This is a genomic window from Actinacidiphila glaucinigra (assembly GCF_035918135.1).
Taxonomy (GTDB): domain Bacteria; phylum Actinomycetota; class Actinomycetes; order Streptomycetales; family Streptomycetaceae; genus Actinacidiphila; species Actinacidiphila glaucinigra.
In genome coordinates, this window is sequence record NZ_CP109144.1 from 9,445,900 (window position 1) to 9,461,954 (window position 16,055).

Here is a 16,055-nt window from a genome sequence, read left to right on the forward strand (position 1 = left end):
CTGCGGCGGGAGAACCGCAGGCTGCGGGAGGACGTGGAGATCCTCAAGCGGGCCACGGCTCCAACGCAGCGGTCAGATTCGGTGCGCTTCGGCGCTGCGCCCGCTGGCCGGGCTGGCGGTGCTGGTGGGGGAGGGCGGTCATAGAGAACTGGGGTGGCGTTTGTTGCCTTGGCGGCTGGCGCCGACCTTGTCCTTCCAGCTCGACTCGCAGGCCTACGCCGCGGAGATTTTGTCGGTCACCGGCCGAAGCAAGGCAGCCCTCCCCACCCGGAGGCGACGGCGCTCGGCAGGCGGGATCCGGCCATCCGGCAGCCACGGGCGTGAACGAGGCCAGCCGCCCACTGCCTCTGCGGCGTGTCTCAAGGGCTGAGTTGGGCGGTGGCGGCGTCGATTTCTTTGAGGGTGATGTTTTCGCTGCCGGTGCGGATTGCGGTGACGGCGGCGGTGGAGATGACGTAGGTGAGGGCTTTGAAGTAGCCGCCGGTGCGTCGGTGGAGTTCGACGGCGTGTTTGGCCAGGGCGTGTTCTTCGAGCCGGTACAGGCTCAGGTCTGCCTCGAAGCCCGCCAGTACTTCCCGGAAGGTCTTTTGGTCTCCGGTGTCCAGGGGCAGGGGGTGCAGCCAGGTCACGGGCAGCAGCGCGGTGGGGGAGGGTGAGGCGGGCGCCGCCGGGCGGCCCGCCTGTTCGAGCCGTACCCGGTTCTCCTCGCTGACGCGGGTCAGGTCCCCGGCCAGGATGCGCGCCTGGTGCAGGAGGTGGCTGGCGCCGGTGCCGCAGAAGACGAGCGAGATGCCCAGCTTGTCGCGCAGGTAGTCGAAGTAGGGCAGCGCGTTGGCCAGCTGGGGCGGGGTTGCGCGGTTGATGTCGTCGATGAGCATCAGCCGGGTCTGCGCCGTCTCCAGGACGTAGTTGACCGGCAGGGTCAGGTCCTGATGCCGGCGCATCTCTAGGACTTCGGCAATACTCTTCGGTTCGGGCTGAAGGCCCAGGTAGGAGGCGATCTCCCAGACCCAGTTCACCTTCTGCTCCGGGTCCGCGGGGGTGGTGATGTGGACCACCGGGATCGTGTTCGGGCGCCTGCCGCCTGTGCCGGCTTCGAATTCCCGCTGGGCGGCGCGTCCCGCCGCCCGCAGCAGACAGGACTTCCCGGTGCCGGCGGGCCCGTCGATGACATGGTCCATCAGACCGTCACGGCGACCGCTGTTGCGATGGACCGCCTCGACGACCATCTCCTGCATGTGGGACATCGCGTCAGTGGGCACCATCCGCAGATGCCGGTGGTAAGCGATGGACTGCTCGTCCTTGCGCCTGTCCGGGCCAGGACTGCTGCCCGCTCGCGTGGGGGTGTCCACTTCCTCGTCGACGAAGTGGTTCCAGCCGGTGAGTTGGAAGAGCGGCAAAGGCCGCATCGGGGTGTCCTTGAGCTGCTGGCGCAGGCGCGCCTCGCGCTTGTCGCGCAATTCCACGGACGCTTTCATCACAGTGTCCTCTCGTGCACGGTTCCCGGTTCATTCCTTCCGCAAGGCTGGCTCTGGTGCGCGGAGCGCACCTGGTGGAGCGGCCTGCGGCCTCGTCGTTCACGGCTGCATGCCTCCCGGCATGTGCTCCTCCCACACGTCGATGACGTCGTCGGCGTCCTCATAGCGGTCGTCGTCCGCACCGGAGCCTCCTTCGTCGAGGAGTTCGGCCTCGACAACCTCGTGCGCCTCGCCAGGCCTCCCGCTGTCGGAGGCGTCCGGTGGGCCGCCGGCGGTGTCGGCGGCCACGAAAAGAGCCTCGAGCGGGTGCGGAGCCTGAACGCCGTCCTGCTCCCCGCCCGCACCGGCGGAAAGGGCCGCAGAGGTGGGCGCGGGCCGGGGCGCCATGGGGGAGATGGGCAGCGCCGGGCGGGGCCGCAGGGTCGACAGGTCGAAGTCCTCCAGGCCCGCGTAGGGGTCCTGGGACGGTTGCTCGGTCTCCAGCCCCAGGCCCTGGAAGGGAGGTTCGGATCCGGTGCGCTGCGGCGGCGGCCTGCGACTGCGCCGCCGCCGGTCGCGCTGCGCCAGGGCCAGGGCGATCGCTTCCTCGTCCTGTTCGCTGCCGCCGGCCGCGCGGTGCTGCTCGGCGTGTTCCTGCCACATGTCCGCGGTCCACGGATCGTGCAGCAGGTGCCGTAGCCGGAAATCGCACGTCACCCAGGTGCCTGCCGTGTGGTCGTGCAGCCACACCCGCTCGGGACGGTACGGGTTGAATCGGCATTCCCACTGCTTCTCCCGACCGGGCAGCTTCGAGCCGCCACGTAGGAGGATCTCCCGGTAGTGGGCGGCGTCCTGCGCGATGGGCTGATAGGTCCGGTAGTTGATCATGAAGCCGCTCTTGCCGGGGGTGACCCACCGCGACAGCAGGAAGAAGCGGTTCTGGGCGGGGGAGAGCGGCACGGGCCGGTAGCCGCTGCGGGCCACCTGGACGGCGTACATGTCGTTGGGCGACAGTACGATGCCCGGCCGAAAGGGATCGCGCAGCCCCGCGTCGGGGGTCTGCTGGTACTCCAGCGCCACCCACTCTTGGGCCATCTGCTGGAGTTCGGCGATCGTGTACAGCGGCATCCGCTCGATGCCGCGGCCGCGTTTTTTGTGGCTGCGGCCCTGCCAGCCGTGCCGCACGTACTGGCTGAAGCGGTGCGCGAGGGTGATGAAGAAGCTCTCGACGAGCGGCTTGTCGGGCCCGGTTCTCTTGCGCGCCGGGCGGCGGGCGATCCGCAGCCGGTCGCAGACCGACGTGAAATGCTCGCTCACATAGGGGCTGCCCTGGTCGTAGATGATCAGTTCGGGGCGGATGACCGGGCGGGCGGCGGTGGCCTCGGTGAACCGTTCGTCGGCTGCCCGCAGCGCCCCGAACGGCAGGCTGGATGCGGCGGCCGCGCTCAGCGGGTCCCAGCCGGGCATCACCGGCCAGGGCGCGAAAGCCTGGGCCAGCATCAGGGTCAGGTCGATCGCGCGGGTCGCCTGGCCGGCCTGTCCGCGCTCGGAGTCCTGGGGACGGCTGGGTGTGATCATCAGCGCGCAGATGCCGTGGTTGGCCACATCGATCAGCGTGGTCATCTCCGTGGCGGTGGGCCGGCCGTCGTCGCCGCGGGCCAGGATCCGCAGCGGCGTGGTGTCGGCCTGGGTGACCTGTCCCGGCCGCAGCACGGCCTCGCGGCCGCCGTGGGGGAGGGACGGGGTGGCGGACAGAGCGGCCCGGGCCCGCGTCGGCCCGGCCAGGACATCAGCCAGGCCGGACTCCTTCATCCGCAGATAGAAGGTGGAGCGGGAGGGCAATAGGGCCGCCGCGGCAGCCGGGTCGTCGAGTTCGGCGGCGTACCGCGAGCGCAGCAGGTCTTCCACTTCCTCGCGGATCAGTTCGATGGTCACGTCCGACTCGCGTGCGCGCTGGGCCACGACCTCCTGTATCGCTGCCAGGCACCGTGGATCGGTGAAGCCCCCCGGCCGTTTGTCCCGCGTCCTGGGCAGCAGGACCGCCGCGTTCTCTCCGGCCGCTTTCCACGTGCGCCGCTTGTCAGCGAGTGTGTGGGCGGAGCAGCGGATGCCGGCGGCGGCCAGCCGCGCCGACATCGCGGCACACCGCTGCGCCAGCGTCGTCCCTGGCCCGAATCCCCGCTCATGCTTGCTTCGGCCCGGCGCCAGACCCGTGTCGATCTCCACCATGCGCGCCTGCCACAGCGCGGCCTCCTCCTGGTCCTCCTGCCGCCCCCACCCGTCAAAGGTCGCGCTGTCCGGGGCCGGCGCCGCACCGCCACTGAGGACAGCGAAGTCCTCTGCGCCCACCAGCCACCGGTATGACACCGCCCGAGGAGTCTGGCCGCCGTCCCGCGGCAGCAGTGTGACCTGCGGCCCCTGCCACGCCACCACCTCCCACTCGCGCATCTGCCAGCACACCCGCGCCCCGATGGACAAAGACCACGACAGCCGGCCCGCACCTGTTCCCGCCATGCCCCGCCCCGCGCGCCTTCAGGCCGTCCAGGCCATGGCATCGGGCAGCAGCGGATGCGCGATGTCGAACAGCAACCGCCGCTGCCAGAGCATCCGGTAGGCGAGGTCCAGCCCTGTCAGCTCGGGCAACCCGCTCGCGGCCACCCCGTCCCGCAGACCGGTCGGTTTCCTGAACGCCGCCAGCAGTGCATGCTCCTGGCCGTCCCCGTCACTGGCAGGGAACCGGTAGCCGGCCAGCCACCCCAGATTGCGTCCGTGTACACCCGTCGGCTCACGCACCTGCCGCACCCGCCAGCCGGCCGCTCGCGCGACCGCCTCGAGCACCTGAAGCTTTGCTGCGGGCAGGCTGTCCTGGTCGGGAGGCTTCAGTACCAGCACCTCCCGCACGCCATCGGCCGTGCGTGCAAGGAAATCCGGGCGCCACCGGCGAAGGCGGCCTCCTGCCCGCCACCGCAGCTCCACCGGGCCGGCACTGAACGCTGCCCAGGCCGGATCGAAGTCCAGCTCCACCGCGAGCCGCCACTGCCGCAGACTGCCGCACACCACCGTCTGCTCCCGGGTCGCCACCGGCCAGTAGGTGATGATGCTTTTGCGGCCCTTATAGGGCACCGGCTCACTCACCGGCCCGAACTCCTCGAGCACCACCCCGCGCAGCCCCGCCGCGCTACTTGAGCGCACCCGCCCGTACGGCTCCCGGTACAGGGCCACGACATCCTGCCCCGCGCCCGGCGCCGCTTCGCCGTCCAGCAGGCCGCCCGAGTCCACCACTGTGCTCACGCTTCCCACCTCCTGCCGCGGTGCCGGTTTCCCGGTGCCACACCATGACGACCCGCGCCGGCACTTCCCACGTGGCTGATCACCAGCGTGACGCTCTGCGATGGCGACCCGCCGGAACGGCTGCTTGCGTCACCCGAACGAGGAACGTGCTCTTGACGCCGCACCCATGTGGTGCCCCGACTGGATTTACAGTTCCGCAGCTGCCATGCCGAGTTGCCAGGGCAGGCAGGAGCGCCTGTCCAGCGAGCCGGTCCGCGCGGCGATGCGGTCGTGTCCCATAGCCAGCCTCAGACGACAACGACGGGGGGAGTGGGCCGGTGCGGGCGCCGCCGCATGGCTGTGGCGCTCCAGCCACGCCAGCAAGGGCTGCTTCCCGACCCCGAAGTCCACCTCCCACCCCTCCATCAGGTGCTGCACGCCGGCCAGCCACCGCGCGCGCCCGGCCGGGTCACGCTTCCCGTCGTGTTCGAACCGCAGCATGGCCAGCGCGAGCGATGCCGCTTCGGGATAGAGCACCAGCGGTGCCGCCCTCATCGCGCGGACTTCCAGCCCGGCAGACCGTGCCCGCTGCACCCAGCGTGTCGCGTGCGGCATGGTCGTCCACCAGTGGACGGCGACCTGGAAGGCGTCGGCGAACAGTTCCTCACCCGCCGGCCCGAACCACCGCCTCAATCGTTGCCGCTGCCGGTGTGCCCATACGGTCTCTGGCAGCTCCGCCAGGTCTACGAAGGCGGGGTCATCGCTTCGGGAGTCGTCCGTCCAGGAATGATGGCGCGGGCACACCCGCCAGCTGTCCGCAGACATCAGCCACGCCGGCTCTCGGACCCCGCGGTCTTGTGCGCACAGCGTGCAGCAGGGCACGAGGTGCCCTTCGGATGGTTCCCACGGCCATTTCCACACGGCCTCGTCCGTACCGGGCAGCAGGTGCTGCTCGGCGAGACTGGGCAGCATCCGCTGCAGGAACGCCGCCGGCTGGTCCGTCAGAACGGCCAGGTACCGCAGGCCCGCGGCGTTCACGTACATCTCGGTGACCTGGGGGTACTTCCCGACCCGCGCAGGATCCTCCGACGCCTTTCCCTGGCCGACACGGTCAAGGAACTCGTGGAGCTCCATCCCGTTGCTGTGGGCGTACCGGTTCACGAACGAGCCCGTCGACTCGCCGACAACGTACGGCGTTCGCAGCGGCAGCGGCTGGCGCGGACCGTACGCAACGGGGATGTCCAGCATCGTTCTCCCCTTTACGTCAGACGCCGTTAACGCACCATCGTCAGCTCCTCCATGGCCAGTCAAGACCTTCATCACTCGTTCCGGTGAACCCCGTCAAAGGCGCCGAAATGTCGCTGAGGTGCCCTTCCACCCTGTAATCAAGGGCAACCGCACAGGCACAGCACACCCCAGCAGGAGGTACAGACCGTGGCCACGCTGACCGCCAACGGCCTGCGAACCCCGTTGAGAGGACACCAGGAGATCGCCGTCGGCTCCTGCGTGACCAGCTTCGCCCAGGGCACACCACGTGTCACAGTCACCATGGCCACCGGAACCGGCAAGACCCTCGTCGGCCTCAACACCGTCCAGGAAACGGCCCCCCACGGCAGCGCCCTGGTGGTCATGCCGACGCTGAAGCTGCTCGAACAGACAGCAGCCGTCTGGCACACAGAAGGCCGCCGCGGCCTCTACCTCGGCGTCTGCCACCTTCCCCAGCCGGAAGAACCCGCCCTGCACGGCATCCTCACGATGGTCCACACCGCAGAAGAACTGGCTGCCCAAGTTGCCAATGCCGACGGCCCGGTGAACGTCTTCAGCACCTACGCTTCACTGAAAAAGATCGAAGCCGCGCACCGAGATTTCCATCTGCCTCGATGGGACGTGCTCATCTCCGACGAGGCCCACCGCTCCGCGGGCGACCTGGGCAAGACATGGGCAAACATCCACAGCAATGACGCCCTCCCCGCCCACCACCGCCTTTACATGACCGCGACCCCCCGGGTCTTCGACCACGAAGCGGTCAGCAAAGGCCTGCGCCCTGCACCGGAGTGTGAGATCGCGTCCATGGACGACCTGAGCCTGTACGGCCCGGTCGTCTACCGCATCTCCCTCGCCGAGGCCATCGACCAGGGGCTGCTGGCCGACTACGAGATCGTCGCCGTAGAGATCACCGATGAAGAACTGCGCCGCATCCTCAACCGGCAGACCCTCAGCACGCAGACCACCGAAGGGCTCCGCGTGGCTGCCGCTCAGGTCGCGCTGCTACGTGCCCAGCACCGCTACGACCTCAGACGCACCCTGTCATTCCACGCCCTCGTGGCAGCCGCGAGCGCCTTCGCCGAGACCCTGCACGAGACCGCCAAGCTCATGCCGGCCACGACACAGACACCTCTCCAAGTTTCCACGGTCAACTCCCGCCAGAGTCCCATCGAACGCCACCGAGCCACCGAAAGTTTCGTCGCCACGCCCCTGCACGCGCCGCACACCGGGACACCACCACGACGCGCGGTCCTGACCAACTGCCGCTGCTACACCGAAGGCGTCGACATCCCCACGATCGACTCCATCCTCTTCGCCGACCCCAAAACCAGCTCCGTCGATATCGTCCAAGCCGTCGGCCGCGCCCTGCGCCAGACACCCGGAGACGGCAAGATCTCCCGGATCATCGTCCCCGTCTACATCGCTCCCGGCCAAGACATCGGCGAAGGCACCAAAAGGACCCCCTTCCACCTGCTCTACCAGGTCATGATCGCCCTCAGCGTCTACGACGAGCACGTCTTCCACCGCGTCAAATACATCCGACACGACGACGACGCCGATCGCCCCCACATCGCCGCACGCCCTGAACGCGCCGACGAGATCATCCCGCTCCTCAGCCTCACCCACGCCGCGCCACCCAACAAGGTGTGGGAACGCGGATTCGAAAGCGCCGAACGCTTCCACGCCGAGCACGGTCACCTCGACGTCCCCAGCCGCTACCTGGGCACCGACCGTTTTTACCTCGGCTGGTGGATCGGCCAGCAGCGTTCCCTACGCCAGAACCACATGCTCCTGCCCGAGCGAATCAGCGCCCTCGACACCCTCGGCATGACTTGGGAGCACCCAAGGCACAGCATCGAGTACACGCTCCAGCTCGCCCGTGATTACGCTGCCCACCACGGACACCTCGCGCCGCGCACCGACGAACGCCATCGTGGCATCCGCCTGGGCCGCTGGATCGCCGAACGCCGCAAGGAAGCCCGCGAGCGCACGCTCCCCTTCTGCTATCACCGGGCCCTCAACGAGATCTACCCCTGGTGGAACGCCCGCTGGTCCAGCTCATGGAACCGCGCCTACACCGAGGCCCTGGCCGCCGCCCGCAGTGGAGACCTGACCTTCCCCGACCTTCGCCCCGACCAGGAAGACAGCACGTTGACCCGGTGGCTCGACGCGCAGATCGACGCCTTCGGCAACCTGCAAGCAGACCAGCAGAATCTCCTTGGCGCCCTACCGTTCGACCACCCGCTGGCCTTGCTGCTACGGCGCCCACGCGGTGCCGCCGAGTTCGCCTTCGTCCGCGGTCTGAGAGCAGCTCGCGCCTTCTGGCGCGGTCACCAGCACCTCAACGTCCCCACCAATCACATTACGTCAGAACACGGACGATCCTTCCGCCTGGGGGACTGGATCTCCGAGAAACGCCGCAACCCCCAGAGGCTCTCGCAGGAACAGCTCGACGCCCTCCATGCCCTGGACATGCGCTGGATCCCCCGCCAACAGCGATTCCGACACAGGAACGGGCGTTAGGCATCCACACCGAGACTGCCGGCCACCGTGCACACAACTCCCGCTCAATGTCGCGGCGACCGGTAGCACCCCGTACGAGGACGGGCTCAGTACGAAGCACCCAGGAGACTCCGCATGGAAGAGACAACCGCCGCTGGTCAGCTGACCCCGACCACCGACGAAAATGGGTACAGCGCCACCGTGATCCACATCGATCTTCCCCTCGGACATTGGATCGCGCGGCAACACCCTAAAAGGCCGACGCACGTGCTGCTCGAGCGGGCGGAAGTGCCCATGGTCGTCATCGTGCTGAACGCTGACCCGGGCGGCGCAGGGCCGGTTGCGTTGGCCGAGACATTCGGCTGGCCGATGTGGCGGGACACCATGTGGCGATGCCCCATGTGGCAGTACCCCAGGCGGCTAGAGTTCGGAGAGGGCTGGTATGCGATTTTCGACACCAAAATCCATACCTTGGGGGGCGTCTATAGCCAATCCTCCGAATTCTCACACAAAATCCCATTCGCCTTTGGGTGCGGGGTGCAGGTGTCCGACCAAATGTGGGAGACGCTCGAGATCGCGCAGCACGTGCTGCTCTGTGCAGGTCTGTCCAGCGACCCATCAGGCCCTGAACTCAGCGGTGCCATCCGTGAAGGACGGATGCGCGCCGTCTTTGCGCACGTACTGCTGGACTGATGCAGGCATAGACGTCCCCGGCACCGCAGGTCGTACCTACGGACACTGTGGGCGGAGGCATGCGAACGTACTGTGAGGCAATGCCAGGCGCGCCGTAGCCGGATTCAAGGACGTAGACCATCGTTTCGAGGACGCGCGTCGTCCGCCACTCGGAACAGCGCACAGATCGAGGATGCGGTTGTAGAGATCCGGTGGTGCGGTAGCCGCCTGAGCTCGGACGTTCCGATCAGCCGTAAAGGGCTTCGTCGTCCCACCACGTCGCTTCCTCCTCAGCGGTCTGTAGTGCTTCATCGTCACTGGCGAGAGCGCTGTTGCTCGGCGTGGCATCGCTTGCTCCGCCGTGTGGTTCGTGGACGGCGGCGGCGTGCCGTGTGGCTGCTGCGCAAGCGCGGCACGCGTCAGCGAGACGCCAGATCCGGCCGTGCGCGCTGCGTGTCAGCAGCAGCGCGATCGGTCCGTCACAGCCGCGGTGGCGCTGATGCCACTGACAGCCGGTTTCCCCGCACTGGCACGTCCGTAGGTGGCCGGGGAGCGTCTCGGAGCGTGCATGCTGCGCCAGATGCGTGACGACGACTGCTTGTGTCGCGGCACTCTCCGGAGTGGCTGGTAGGCGGCCGCACCGCGGGCAAGTGACGACCGTCCCGCTGGGGCCGGGACGGAGTTCGAGTGTCCAGGCGCGCCCTTCTGGGCGGGTGATCGCGCCGTGCCCCATGGAGAGCTGTCCCCCCTGCTGATTGATGGGTTGTCGGGCCGGCGTCCCGAGGCGGGGAGTGCCGGTGGCGGCACACGGTAGTGCAGATGTCTGCCCTGCCGCTTGCGGCCTGACGAGGGCAAATAGGGCAGGGGTCTGCACTGACAGGGCAGGGTTCTGCACCGTGCGATAGAGCGGTGACGATCACTCCGCCGCCCGACCCGAACCTCGACGCGCTCCGCCTGGAGCTGTCACGACTGCGGGCCGAACGCGGCTGGACCTACGACGAACTCGCCGCCCGAACCAGCCTGTCACGCCGCACACTGATCGAGATCGAACAGGGCCGCACCATCGGCACCCTGGCCACCTGGCACGCTCTCGCCCACGCCCTGGGCGCCCCGCTCGACCAGCTCTTCGGCACCCTCTGCGCCGGCCATGAACCTCCCGCGCGGCCTGCTCCCTGACCGCCCGGCGAAAGCCTCAGGGGCCCAGTTGCCGGGAGGCGTGACACCACCCGAAACGGCGACCAGCACCGAACGCACGCGCTAAGAAGCGAACGCCAGGACGACTGATGCGGCCATGAAGGTGACCTGAGCGGCCTGGTCAGCCCAGTTGCAGGGTGTCGGCGGTCATCGTCTGCGGTCATGCGCTCGACGAACAACTCCTTCGCTGACGACGGCTGTGCCTGGGACGGCAGCCGCAAGAACTACCAGCCCCGCCGGGCGCTGCGTATTGACGCGGACAGTCCCAGCCGGTTGCTGCGGTCCGCGCAGGTCGGCCGGTGCGACGTTTGCGGGAACCGTGTGGAGTGGTACCAGCGCCCCGGCAGTACTCCTGTCCCGCTCCACCCCGAGGAACTGCCCGCCAGCACCGTCCCTGCAGGGGAGCGCTGGCACGTCTCCTCTGGCGCCGCACACGCCGGCCAGGACGGGAGTGCCTGGTGCCGGGTTCGGCACCACGCGGTGTGCCCGGCCGGCCCGGCGGGCAATCGCAGCCCGCTGCTGGCGGAGATGCGCCGGGCACTGGGTCTGACCTCGCGTCGGCTGCAGGACGCCGGCTTGTTCACGCCCCGTCCTGAGATGGAGTCGGCCCCTGCGCCGCCCTCCCTGCCGGTTCGGCCGGTGGTGTGTCTGCTCTACACCCGCTACCTCGCCCCCGGGCCTCTTGAGCATCTTCAGTGCGTGGCCCACACCCGCAGCCGCCGCCGCTGCCCTCTGCCGGTCCAGGACCCAGGTGCCCTGCCGGGTATGTGGCGCCTGGAGCCAGCGGATCCGCTCCTTGGCCCCGGCGGTGGCCGCCTGCCGCTCACGCAGGAACTGATGGCGGTCTACGACCTGACCGGACTGCCGTATGCCGAGCAGTTGCGCTGGCACAAGCAGCGCTGCTCCACGCACGCCGGCATCGGCGAGGCCGCGGACCACGCGCGGACCGAGTGGGAGCCCTTCGACCCGGTGCGCCACCGCCCATACGTCCGTGACCGGCTTCCCGATCCCTGACCCGCGCACAGGCAGGGACCGCCGCCTCCGCCCGTAGGCGCGGCCACCGGCATCCCGCTGCGGTCGACCCTGCTGCTCCGGCAACCTCGTAGCTGTCGACTCCGTTCTCCGCCCATCTGTGAGGCGCCCATGTCCAAGACCCTGATCGGCACTCCCGACCCTGATCAGCCGCCGTCCGAGCCTGTTCTTCGCGACGAGCACGCCGAGCGCATGGTCCTGGCGGCCGTGTTCCACCACTCGCAGCTGGTCCCGTATCTCGTGGCGGTCCTGCGACCGACGCATTTCAGCAGCCCGGCCTGCCGGGAGGTCTTCCTTGCCGCCGCCGCGGTCCACCGCCACAAGGAGCCCTGCACCCAGGCAGCTGTCACGGCCGAGCTCGAGCGCCATCAGCAAGCCGGCGCCGACCACTCTGGCGACGAGGCGAAGAAGGGCCTCGTCCACGACCTTGCTCGTGCTGCCGTCCCGGCGGAGCCGGTGGTGGTGCACTACGTGGCGATCGTGCGGGACCTGGCCGACCTGCGCCGCCACGCGGCCGTGCTCTCCGAGGGTTTGCCGCCTGTGCCGATGCGCGGCTTCCTCACCGACGACGACACCTGACCAACCCCGCGCACGTGTTGCGCCCTCACAGATCGATGAAGCTCAACGTGCTGAAGCCCACTGACGAACAGATCGCGGCCGCTGACGCCTTCGCCACCGGTGACCACCTGGTGATCCAGGCCGGTGCTGGCACGGGTAAGACCACCACCCTCACCCAGCTCGCGGCCAGTACCTCGCGCCGGGGCTTGTATGTGGCGTTCAACCGGTCCATCGCCCAGGATGCGGCCGGCCGCTTCCCCGGCACGGTGCTGTGCAAGACCGCACACTCCCTGGCCTACGCCGCCATCGGCCACCGTTACCGCGCTCGCCTGAACGGTCCCCGGCTGCCCGGTCGGCACACCGCCGATGCCCTGGGCATCACCAAGCCCATGCGCATCGGCAATCGCGTCGTGTGGCCGGCGACTTTGACCTCCACGGCGCAGCGCACCGTGACCCGGTTCTGCCAGTCTGCCGACCCCGTCATCGAGCGCCACCATGTGCCGCCGCTCCGTGGCCTGGACACCGCGGACCTGCACGCGGAGCTCGCCTGGCGCATCCTGCCCTACGCCCGCGCCGCCTGGGCCGACCTGCAGCACCCCGACACCGGAGCGGTCCGCTTCGAACACGACCACTACCTAAAAATCTGGGCCTGTCCGACCCGAAACTCCACACCGACTTCGTCCTCCTGGACGAAGCCCAGGACACCAACCCCGTCCTCGAGCAAGTCCTGCTCAACCAACGCGGCCACGCTCAGCTGGTCATGGTCGGCGACTCCGCGCAGGCCATCTACGGATGGCGTGGCGCCAAGGACGTCATGACCGGCTTCGACGGCACCGCCCTGTCCCTGACCCAGTCCTTCCGGTTCGGCCCCATCCTCGCGCTGGAGGCCAACCGGTGGCTGGCGATCGCCGACGCCCCGATCCGCCTGGAAGGCAGCCAGGCGATCCCCACCGAGGTCGGCAAGGTGACCCAGCCGGACGCGGTGCTGTGCCGCAGCAACATCGGCGCCATGGCGCAGATTTTCCGCTTTCTCGCCAAGGGCCGCAGGGTCGCGCTGGTCGGAGGAGGGGAAGCCCTGCGCGCTCTGGCGCTGGCGTCACGCGACCTGCAGGACGGGCGCCGTACCTCCCATCCCGAGCTGGTGCTGTTCACCTCCTGGGGCCAGTTGCAGGAGTACGCCGAACACGACCCTGCCGGCAGTGACCTGCAGCCCCTGGTCGACCTCGTCGACCACCACGGCACCGACGCCGTCCTGGCCGCGGTGGGCCGTCTCGTACCCGAGCAGGACGCACAGGTGACGATCTCCACCGCGCACAAATCCAAGGGCCGCGAGTGGCCCCAGGTCGAGATCGCCGACGATTTCTACCCGCCCAAGGACAGCGACGACAAGGACGAGCACGGAAACCCCCTGCCCGGCCCCATTGGCGACGCCGACGCCCGCCTCGCCTACGTCGCCGTCACCCGCGCACGCACCCGCCTCGACCTCGGCGGCCTGGAATGGATCCACGACCACCCCGACGGAAACCCACCGGCGTCACACTCCTGGCGAACCGGCGACCTGGTCGCTGTTGCAGGCTGAGCCGATTTACACGCGGCAGTTCTGTCTGCTTCAGCGCTTTCCTGTCGCACGGATGCTGGCCTCCAGCGCCGCCAACAGATCCACGGCCGGCGTCGGCTCTTCTGGCTCCTGCAGCCCGGCGCCGGTCATTTTGGCGGCCACCAGCTGCTCGAGCGCCGCTGCGTACTCGTCGTGGAGCTCGGCGATGTCGACCCCGGCAAGCTGGTCCATCAGCAGCTCGGCGAGCTCCAACTCCCTCTCCGTCACCGGGGCGGGGCTGGAGAGGTCGTCGGGCTCACGGATCTCCTGCGGCCACAGCAGCGTGTGGAGCACGAGCATCCCGCGCCGCGGCCTCAGTACCGCCAGCCGCTCCCGGGTGCGCAAGGTGACCTTGGCGACGGCGACCGTCCCATGCCGGGCCAGCGCCTCCACCAGGAGCGCATAGGGACGCTGTCCCTGCTCGCCGGCAGCCCCGACCCAGTACGGGCGGGCGTAGAGCACCGGGTCGACGTCGTGCTCGTCGACGAAGCCGAGGACGTCGACCGTACGCTTCGTGGGGAGGGGGAGCGCGTCAAGGTCCTCATCGAGGAGCACGACGGTGCGGCCGTCGGGACGCTCCCAGCCGCGCGCGATCTCCGACTGCGGGACCTCCACGTCCTCGCGCTCGCAGACCCTCCGGTGCCGGATGCGGGCCCCGTCACTCGCGTGGACCTGGTGGAATCCGGTGCCGTGCTCCTCGGTCGCGGAGTAGAGATGGACGGGGATGGTGACCAGGCCGAAGCTCACGTAACCGGTCCAGATCGCGCGCATACCGACAGCGTGAATGGCAGGGCGGTTCGGTGCGCGGTGGGCTACTCCGGCGCAGTGATCACGATGCGCCCGCGACAAGGCGTACTGGGATGCTGGTCTCCAGAGCGCTCTGGAGAGGGCTCCGGAGCATCCTGATACGGCGGGCTCGTTAAGCTCCGCCCTGGCTGGCAGACCCGTTCACCTTTCCAGCCGACGACAGTGGAACCGGATTGCATCCGGTTCCACTGGCTGGCAACGTTCCATCCGCGGAGTACTCGGTAACGGCCTGGTGGTCTGCAGGTTGGGGCTGCACAGCTCGCAGGCCCGTACGTCCCACCGGGCGGCCCATGTGGTGGCTTCGGTACCGGTGAGTGCCTGGCCGTCGTCGAGCCAGCAGTCCTGGCGGTGCAGGACATACCGGGGCGGCCGGCCGGCAGCGTTCGGAAGGCGCTGCAGGCGCCACCCCGGTGCGGGGCCCGATACCCACGGCTGATCGCCGGTCTCCACCTCGTAGATCTGCTCGCGGACCCGGTGCAGCTGCTACAGCAGATGGAACTCGGATCACGCGGAGGCGGGCGAGTTCGGTGGGCAGGTCGTCGTGCACGCGGCGCCGGCCAGGGTCAGGCGCTGCGGCGGCGGTGAGCGAGCGCGCCCCGGGTGACAGCGCCGGGCCCGAAGCGGGCATTGACCCGGTCGACGACCGGGTCCAGGCGCCGGCTGTTCTCCCGGCCGGCGTCGAGGCTGAGCTGCTGCGGTGCGCCTGCAGCGTCGACCAGGTGCTCGAGGCGGACCGAGACTCCCCGCACCCGGGCCCGTTCCAGCCCGAGACGTTCGAACACCGCCATCGCCGCGTCCCGCAGGTCGTCGGTGAACGCGCTCGGCTCGGACAGGGTCCGGGACCGGGACACGCTGCTGCCCCCGGCGAAGGACACACCGAGAGCGATGCCCCGGGCAACCTGACGGCGCTCGCGGAGCTGATCGGCAAGGTCCACCACGGCGTCGAGGATCTCGGTGCGCACCAGGTACGGGTCGATGGTGTCGCGGTCCAGGATCCGCTGGACGCTGATGCTCTGCGGCAACTCGGACGGGGTGACCGGGCGCGGGTCGATGCCTCGTGCCCGCTCGTGCAGCAGCCGCCCCTCCCGGCCGCCCAGGATCCGCTGGATGGTCTGCAGGGGCTGGCGGGCCAGTCGGCCCACCGTCGCCAGGCCGTACTGCTCGAGCGTCGCCGCCTGAACCGGCCCCACCCCGTACAGGTCACCGACCGGCAGAGGGTCGAGGAACGCGCGGACCGCCTGATGATGGTCAGGGACGACGCGGATGCCGCCACGGCCGGGATGCGCGGAGGCCACCGCCGCGACCGCCCAGGTGGCGGCCACACCGATCTGCACGGAACAGGCCGGCCGCCAGAGCCCGGGCCCGGATCCGCTGGGCCAGCTCGTACGGGGTGCGGTCCCAGTACCGCAAGGCGCCGGCGACGTTGGCGAGCGCCGCGGCCGGCGGCAGGGGCTGCACCACCGGGGTGACCTCACCCAGCATTCCCAGCAGCTCCGCGTACCCGGACTCGCGCACCGCGCGGTCCGCCCGCACGTGCAGGACGTGCGCGCCGAGCTCGGCGCGACGCGCCTCATCACGCGTGCTCACCGCTTCCACATCACTCATCGTACACTTGTTCTATTTCGGCGAACGTGGATACTCCGCCGCTGCGCGCGGTTGAATGCGCTCGGCCGGAACTAGGAAAAGGGCCCTTCCCTGAA

General features: G+C 69.3%; 13 protein-coding genes and 1 pseudogene. 6 read left to right on the forward strand and 8 right to left on the reverse strand.

What is annotated here, in order from left to right:
• Nucleotides 1–359 precede the first annotated feature (359 nt).
• From OIE69_RS42900 to OIE69_RS42915, 4 genes are all read right to left on the reverse strand, one after another.
• Nucleotides 360–1,478, reverse strand: coding sequence for an AAA family ATPase (locus OIE69_RS42900; RefSeq protein WP_326569921.1), 1,119 nt, complete (start codon nt 1,476–1,478; stop codon nt 360–362).
• Between the two features lie 99 nt (nt 1,479–1,577).
• A complete protein-coding gene (locus OIE69_RS42905) occupies nt 1,578–3,971 on the reverse strand; it encodes a transposase (protein ID WP_326569920.1) in 2,394 nt (797 codons plus the stop codon).
• Between the two features lie 18 nt (nt 3,972–3,989).
• Entirely contained in the window at nt 3,990–4,748 is a 759-nt protein-coding gene (locus OIE69_RS42910; RefSeq protein ID WP_326569919.1) for a TnsA-like heteromeric transposase endonuclease subunit, read from the reverse strand.
• 186 nt (nt 4,749–4,934) lie between these two features.
• Nucleotides 4,935–5,975 (reverse strand): TniQ family protein, encoded by a 1,041-nt coding sequence (locus OIE69_RS42915; protein WP_326569918.1) that lies wholly within the window; start codon nt 5,973–5,975, stop codon nt 4,935–4,937.
• 186 nt (nt 5,976–6,161) lie between these two features.
• On the opposite strand from OIE69_RS42915, the gene OIE69_RS42920 reads away from it, so the two are divergent.
• The 6 genes and pseudogenes from OIE69_RS42920 (at nt 6,162) to OIE69_RS42945 (ending at nt 13,530) form a co-directional block, all read left to right on the forward strand.
• Entirely contained in the window at nt 6,162–8,516 is a 2,355-nt protein-coding gene (locus OIE69_RS42920; RefSeq protein ID WP_326569917.1) for a DEAD/DEAH box helicase, read from the forward strand.
• A gap of 114 nt (nt 8,517–8,630) precedes the next feature.
• On the forward strand, nt 8,631–9,188 hold the full coding sequence (locus tag OIE69_RS42925) for a hypothetical protein (RefSeq protein WP_326569916.1): 558 nt from the start codon (nt 8,631–8,633) through the stop codon (nt 9,186–9,188).
• 888 nt (nt 9,189–10,076) lie between these two features.
• Entirely contained in the window at nt 10,077–10,343 is a 267-nt protein-coding gene (locus tag OIE69_RS42930) for a helix-turn-helix transcriptional regulator (RefSeq protein ID WP_326569915.1), read from the forward strand.
• 180 nt (nt 10,344–10,523) lie between these two features.
• Nucleotides 10,524–11,375: a DUF6083 domain-containing protein gene (locus OIE69_RS42935; protein WP_326569914.1), complete on the forward strand. Its 852-nt coding sequence runs from the start codon at nt 10,524–10,526 to the stop codon at nt 11,373–11,375.
• 129 nt (nt 11,376–11,504) lie between these two features.
• Nucleotides 11,505–11,972: a DnaB-like helicase N-terminal domain-containing protein gene (locus OIE69_RS42940; RefSeq protein ID WP_326569913.1), complete on the forward strand. Its 468-nt coding sequence runs from the start codon at nt 11,505–11,507 to the stop codon at nt 11,970–11,972.
• 50 nt (nt 11,973–12,022) lie between these two features.
• A pseudogene (locus tag OIE69_RS42945) lies at nt 12,023–13,530 on the forward strand (UvrD-helicase domain-containing protein).
• A 30-nt stretch (nt 13,531–13,560) separates the two neighbouring features.
• Here the strand turns inward: OIE69_RS42945 and ku are convergent.
• From ku to OIE69_RS42960, 4 genes are all read right to left on the reverse strand, one after another.
• Nucleotides 13,561–14,319 carry a non-homologous end joining protein Ku gene (gene ku / locus OIE69_RS42950; RefSeq protein WP_326569912.1) on the reverse strand — a complete coding sequence of 253 codons (759 nt, stop codon included), beginning with the start codon at nt 14,317–14,319 and terminating at the stop codon, nt 13,561–13,563.
• Between the two features lie 177 nt (nt 14,320–14,496).
• Nucleotides 14,497–14,805 carry a DUF6233 domain-containing protein gene (locus tag OIE69_RS44895; RefSeq protein ID WP_392567437.1) on the reverse strand — a complete coding sequence of 103 codons (309 nt, stop codon included), beginning with the start codon at nt 14,803–14,805 and terminating at the stop codon, nt 14,497–14,499.
• 113 nt (nt 14,806–14,918) lie between these two features.
• Nucleotides 14,919–15,677 (reverse strand): DNA polymerase Y family protein, encoded by a 759-nt coding sequence (locus OIE69_RS42955; RefSeq protein WP_326569911.1) that lies wholly within the window; start codon nt 15,675–15,677, stop codon nt 14,919–14,921.
• Nucleotides 15,604–15,942 (reverse strand): hypothetical protein, encoded by a 339-nt coding sequence (locus OIE69_RS42960; protein WP_326569910.1) that lies wholly within the window; start codon nt 15,940–15,942, stop codon nt 15,604–15,606. Before OIE69_RS42960 ends, OIE69_RS42955 begins: the two co-directional genes overlap by 74 nt.
• Nucleotides 15,943–16,055: the final 113 nt, after the last annotated feature.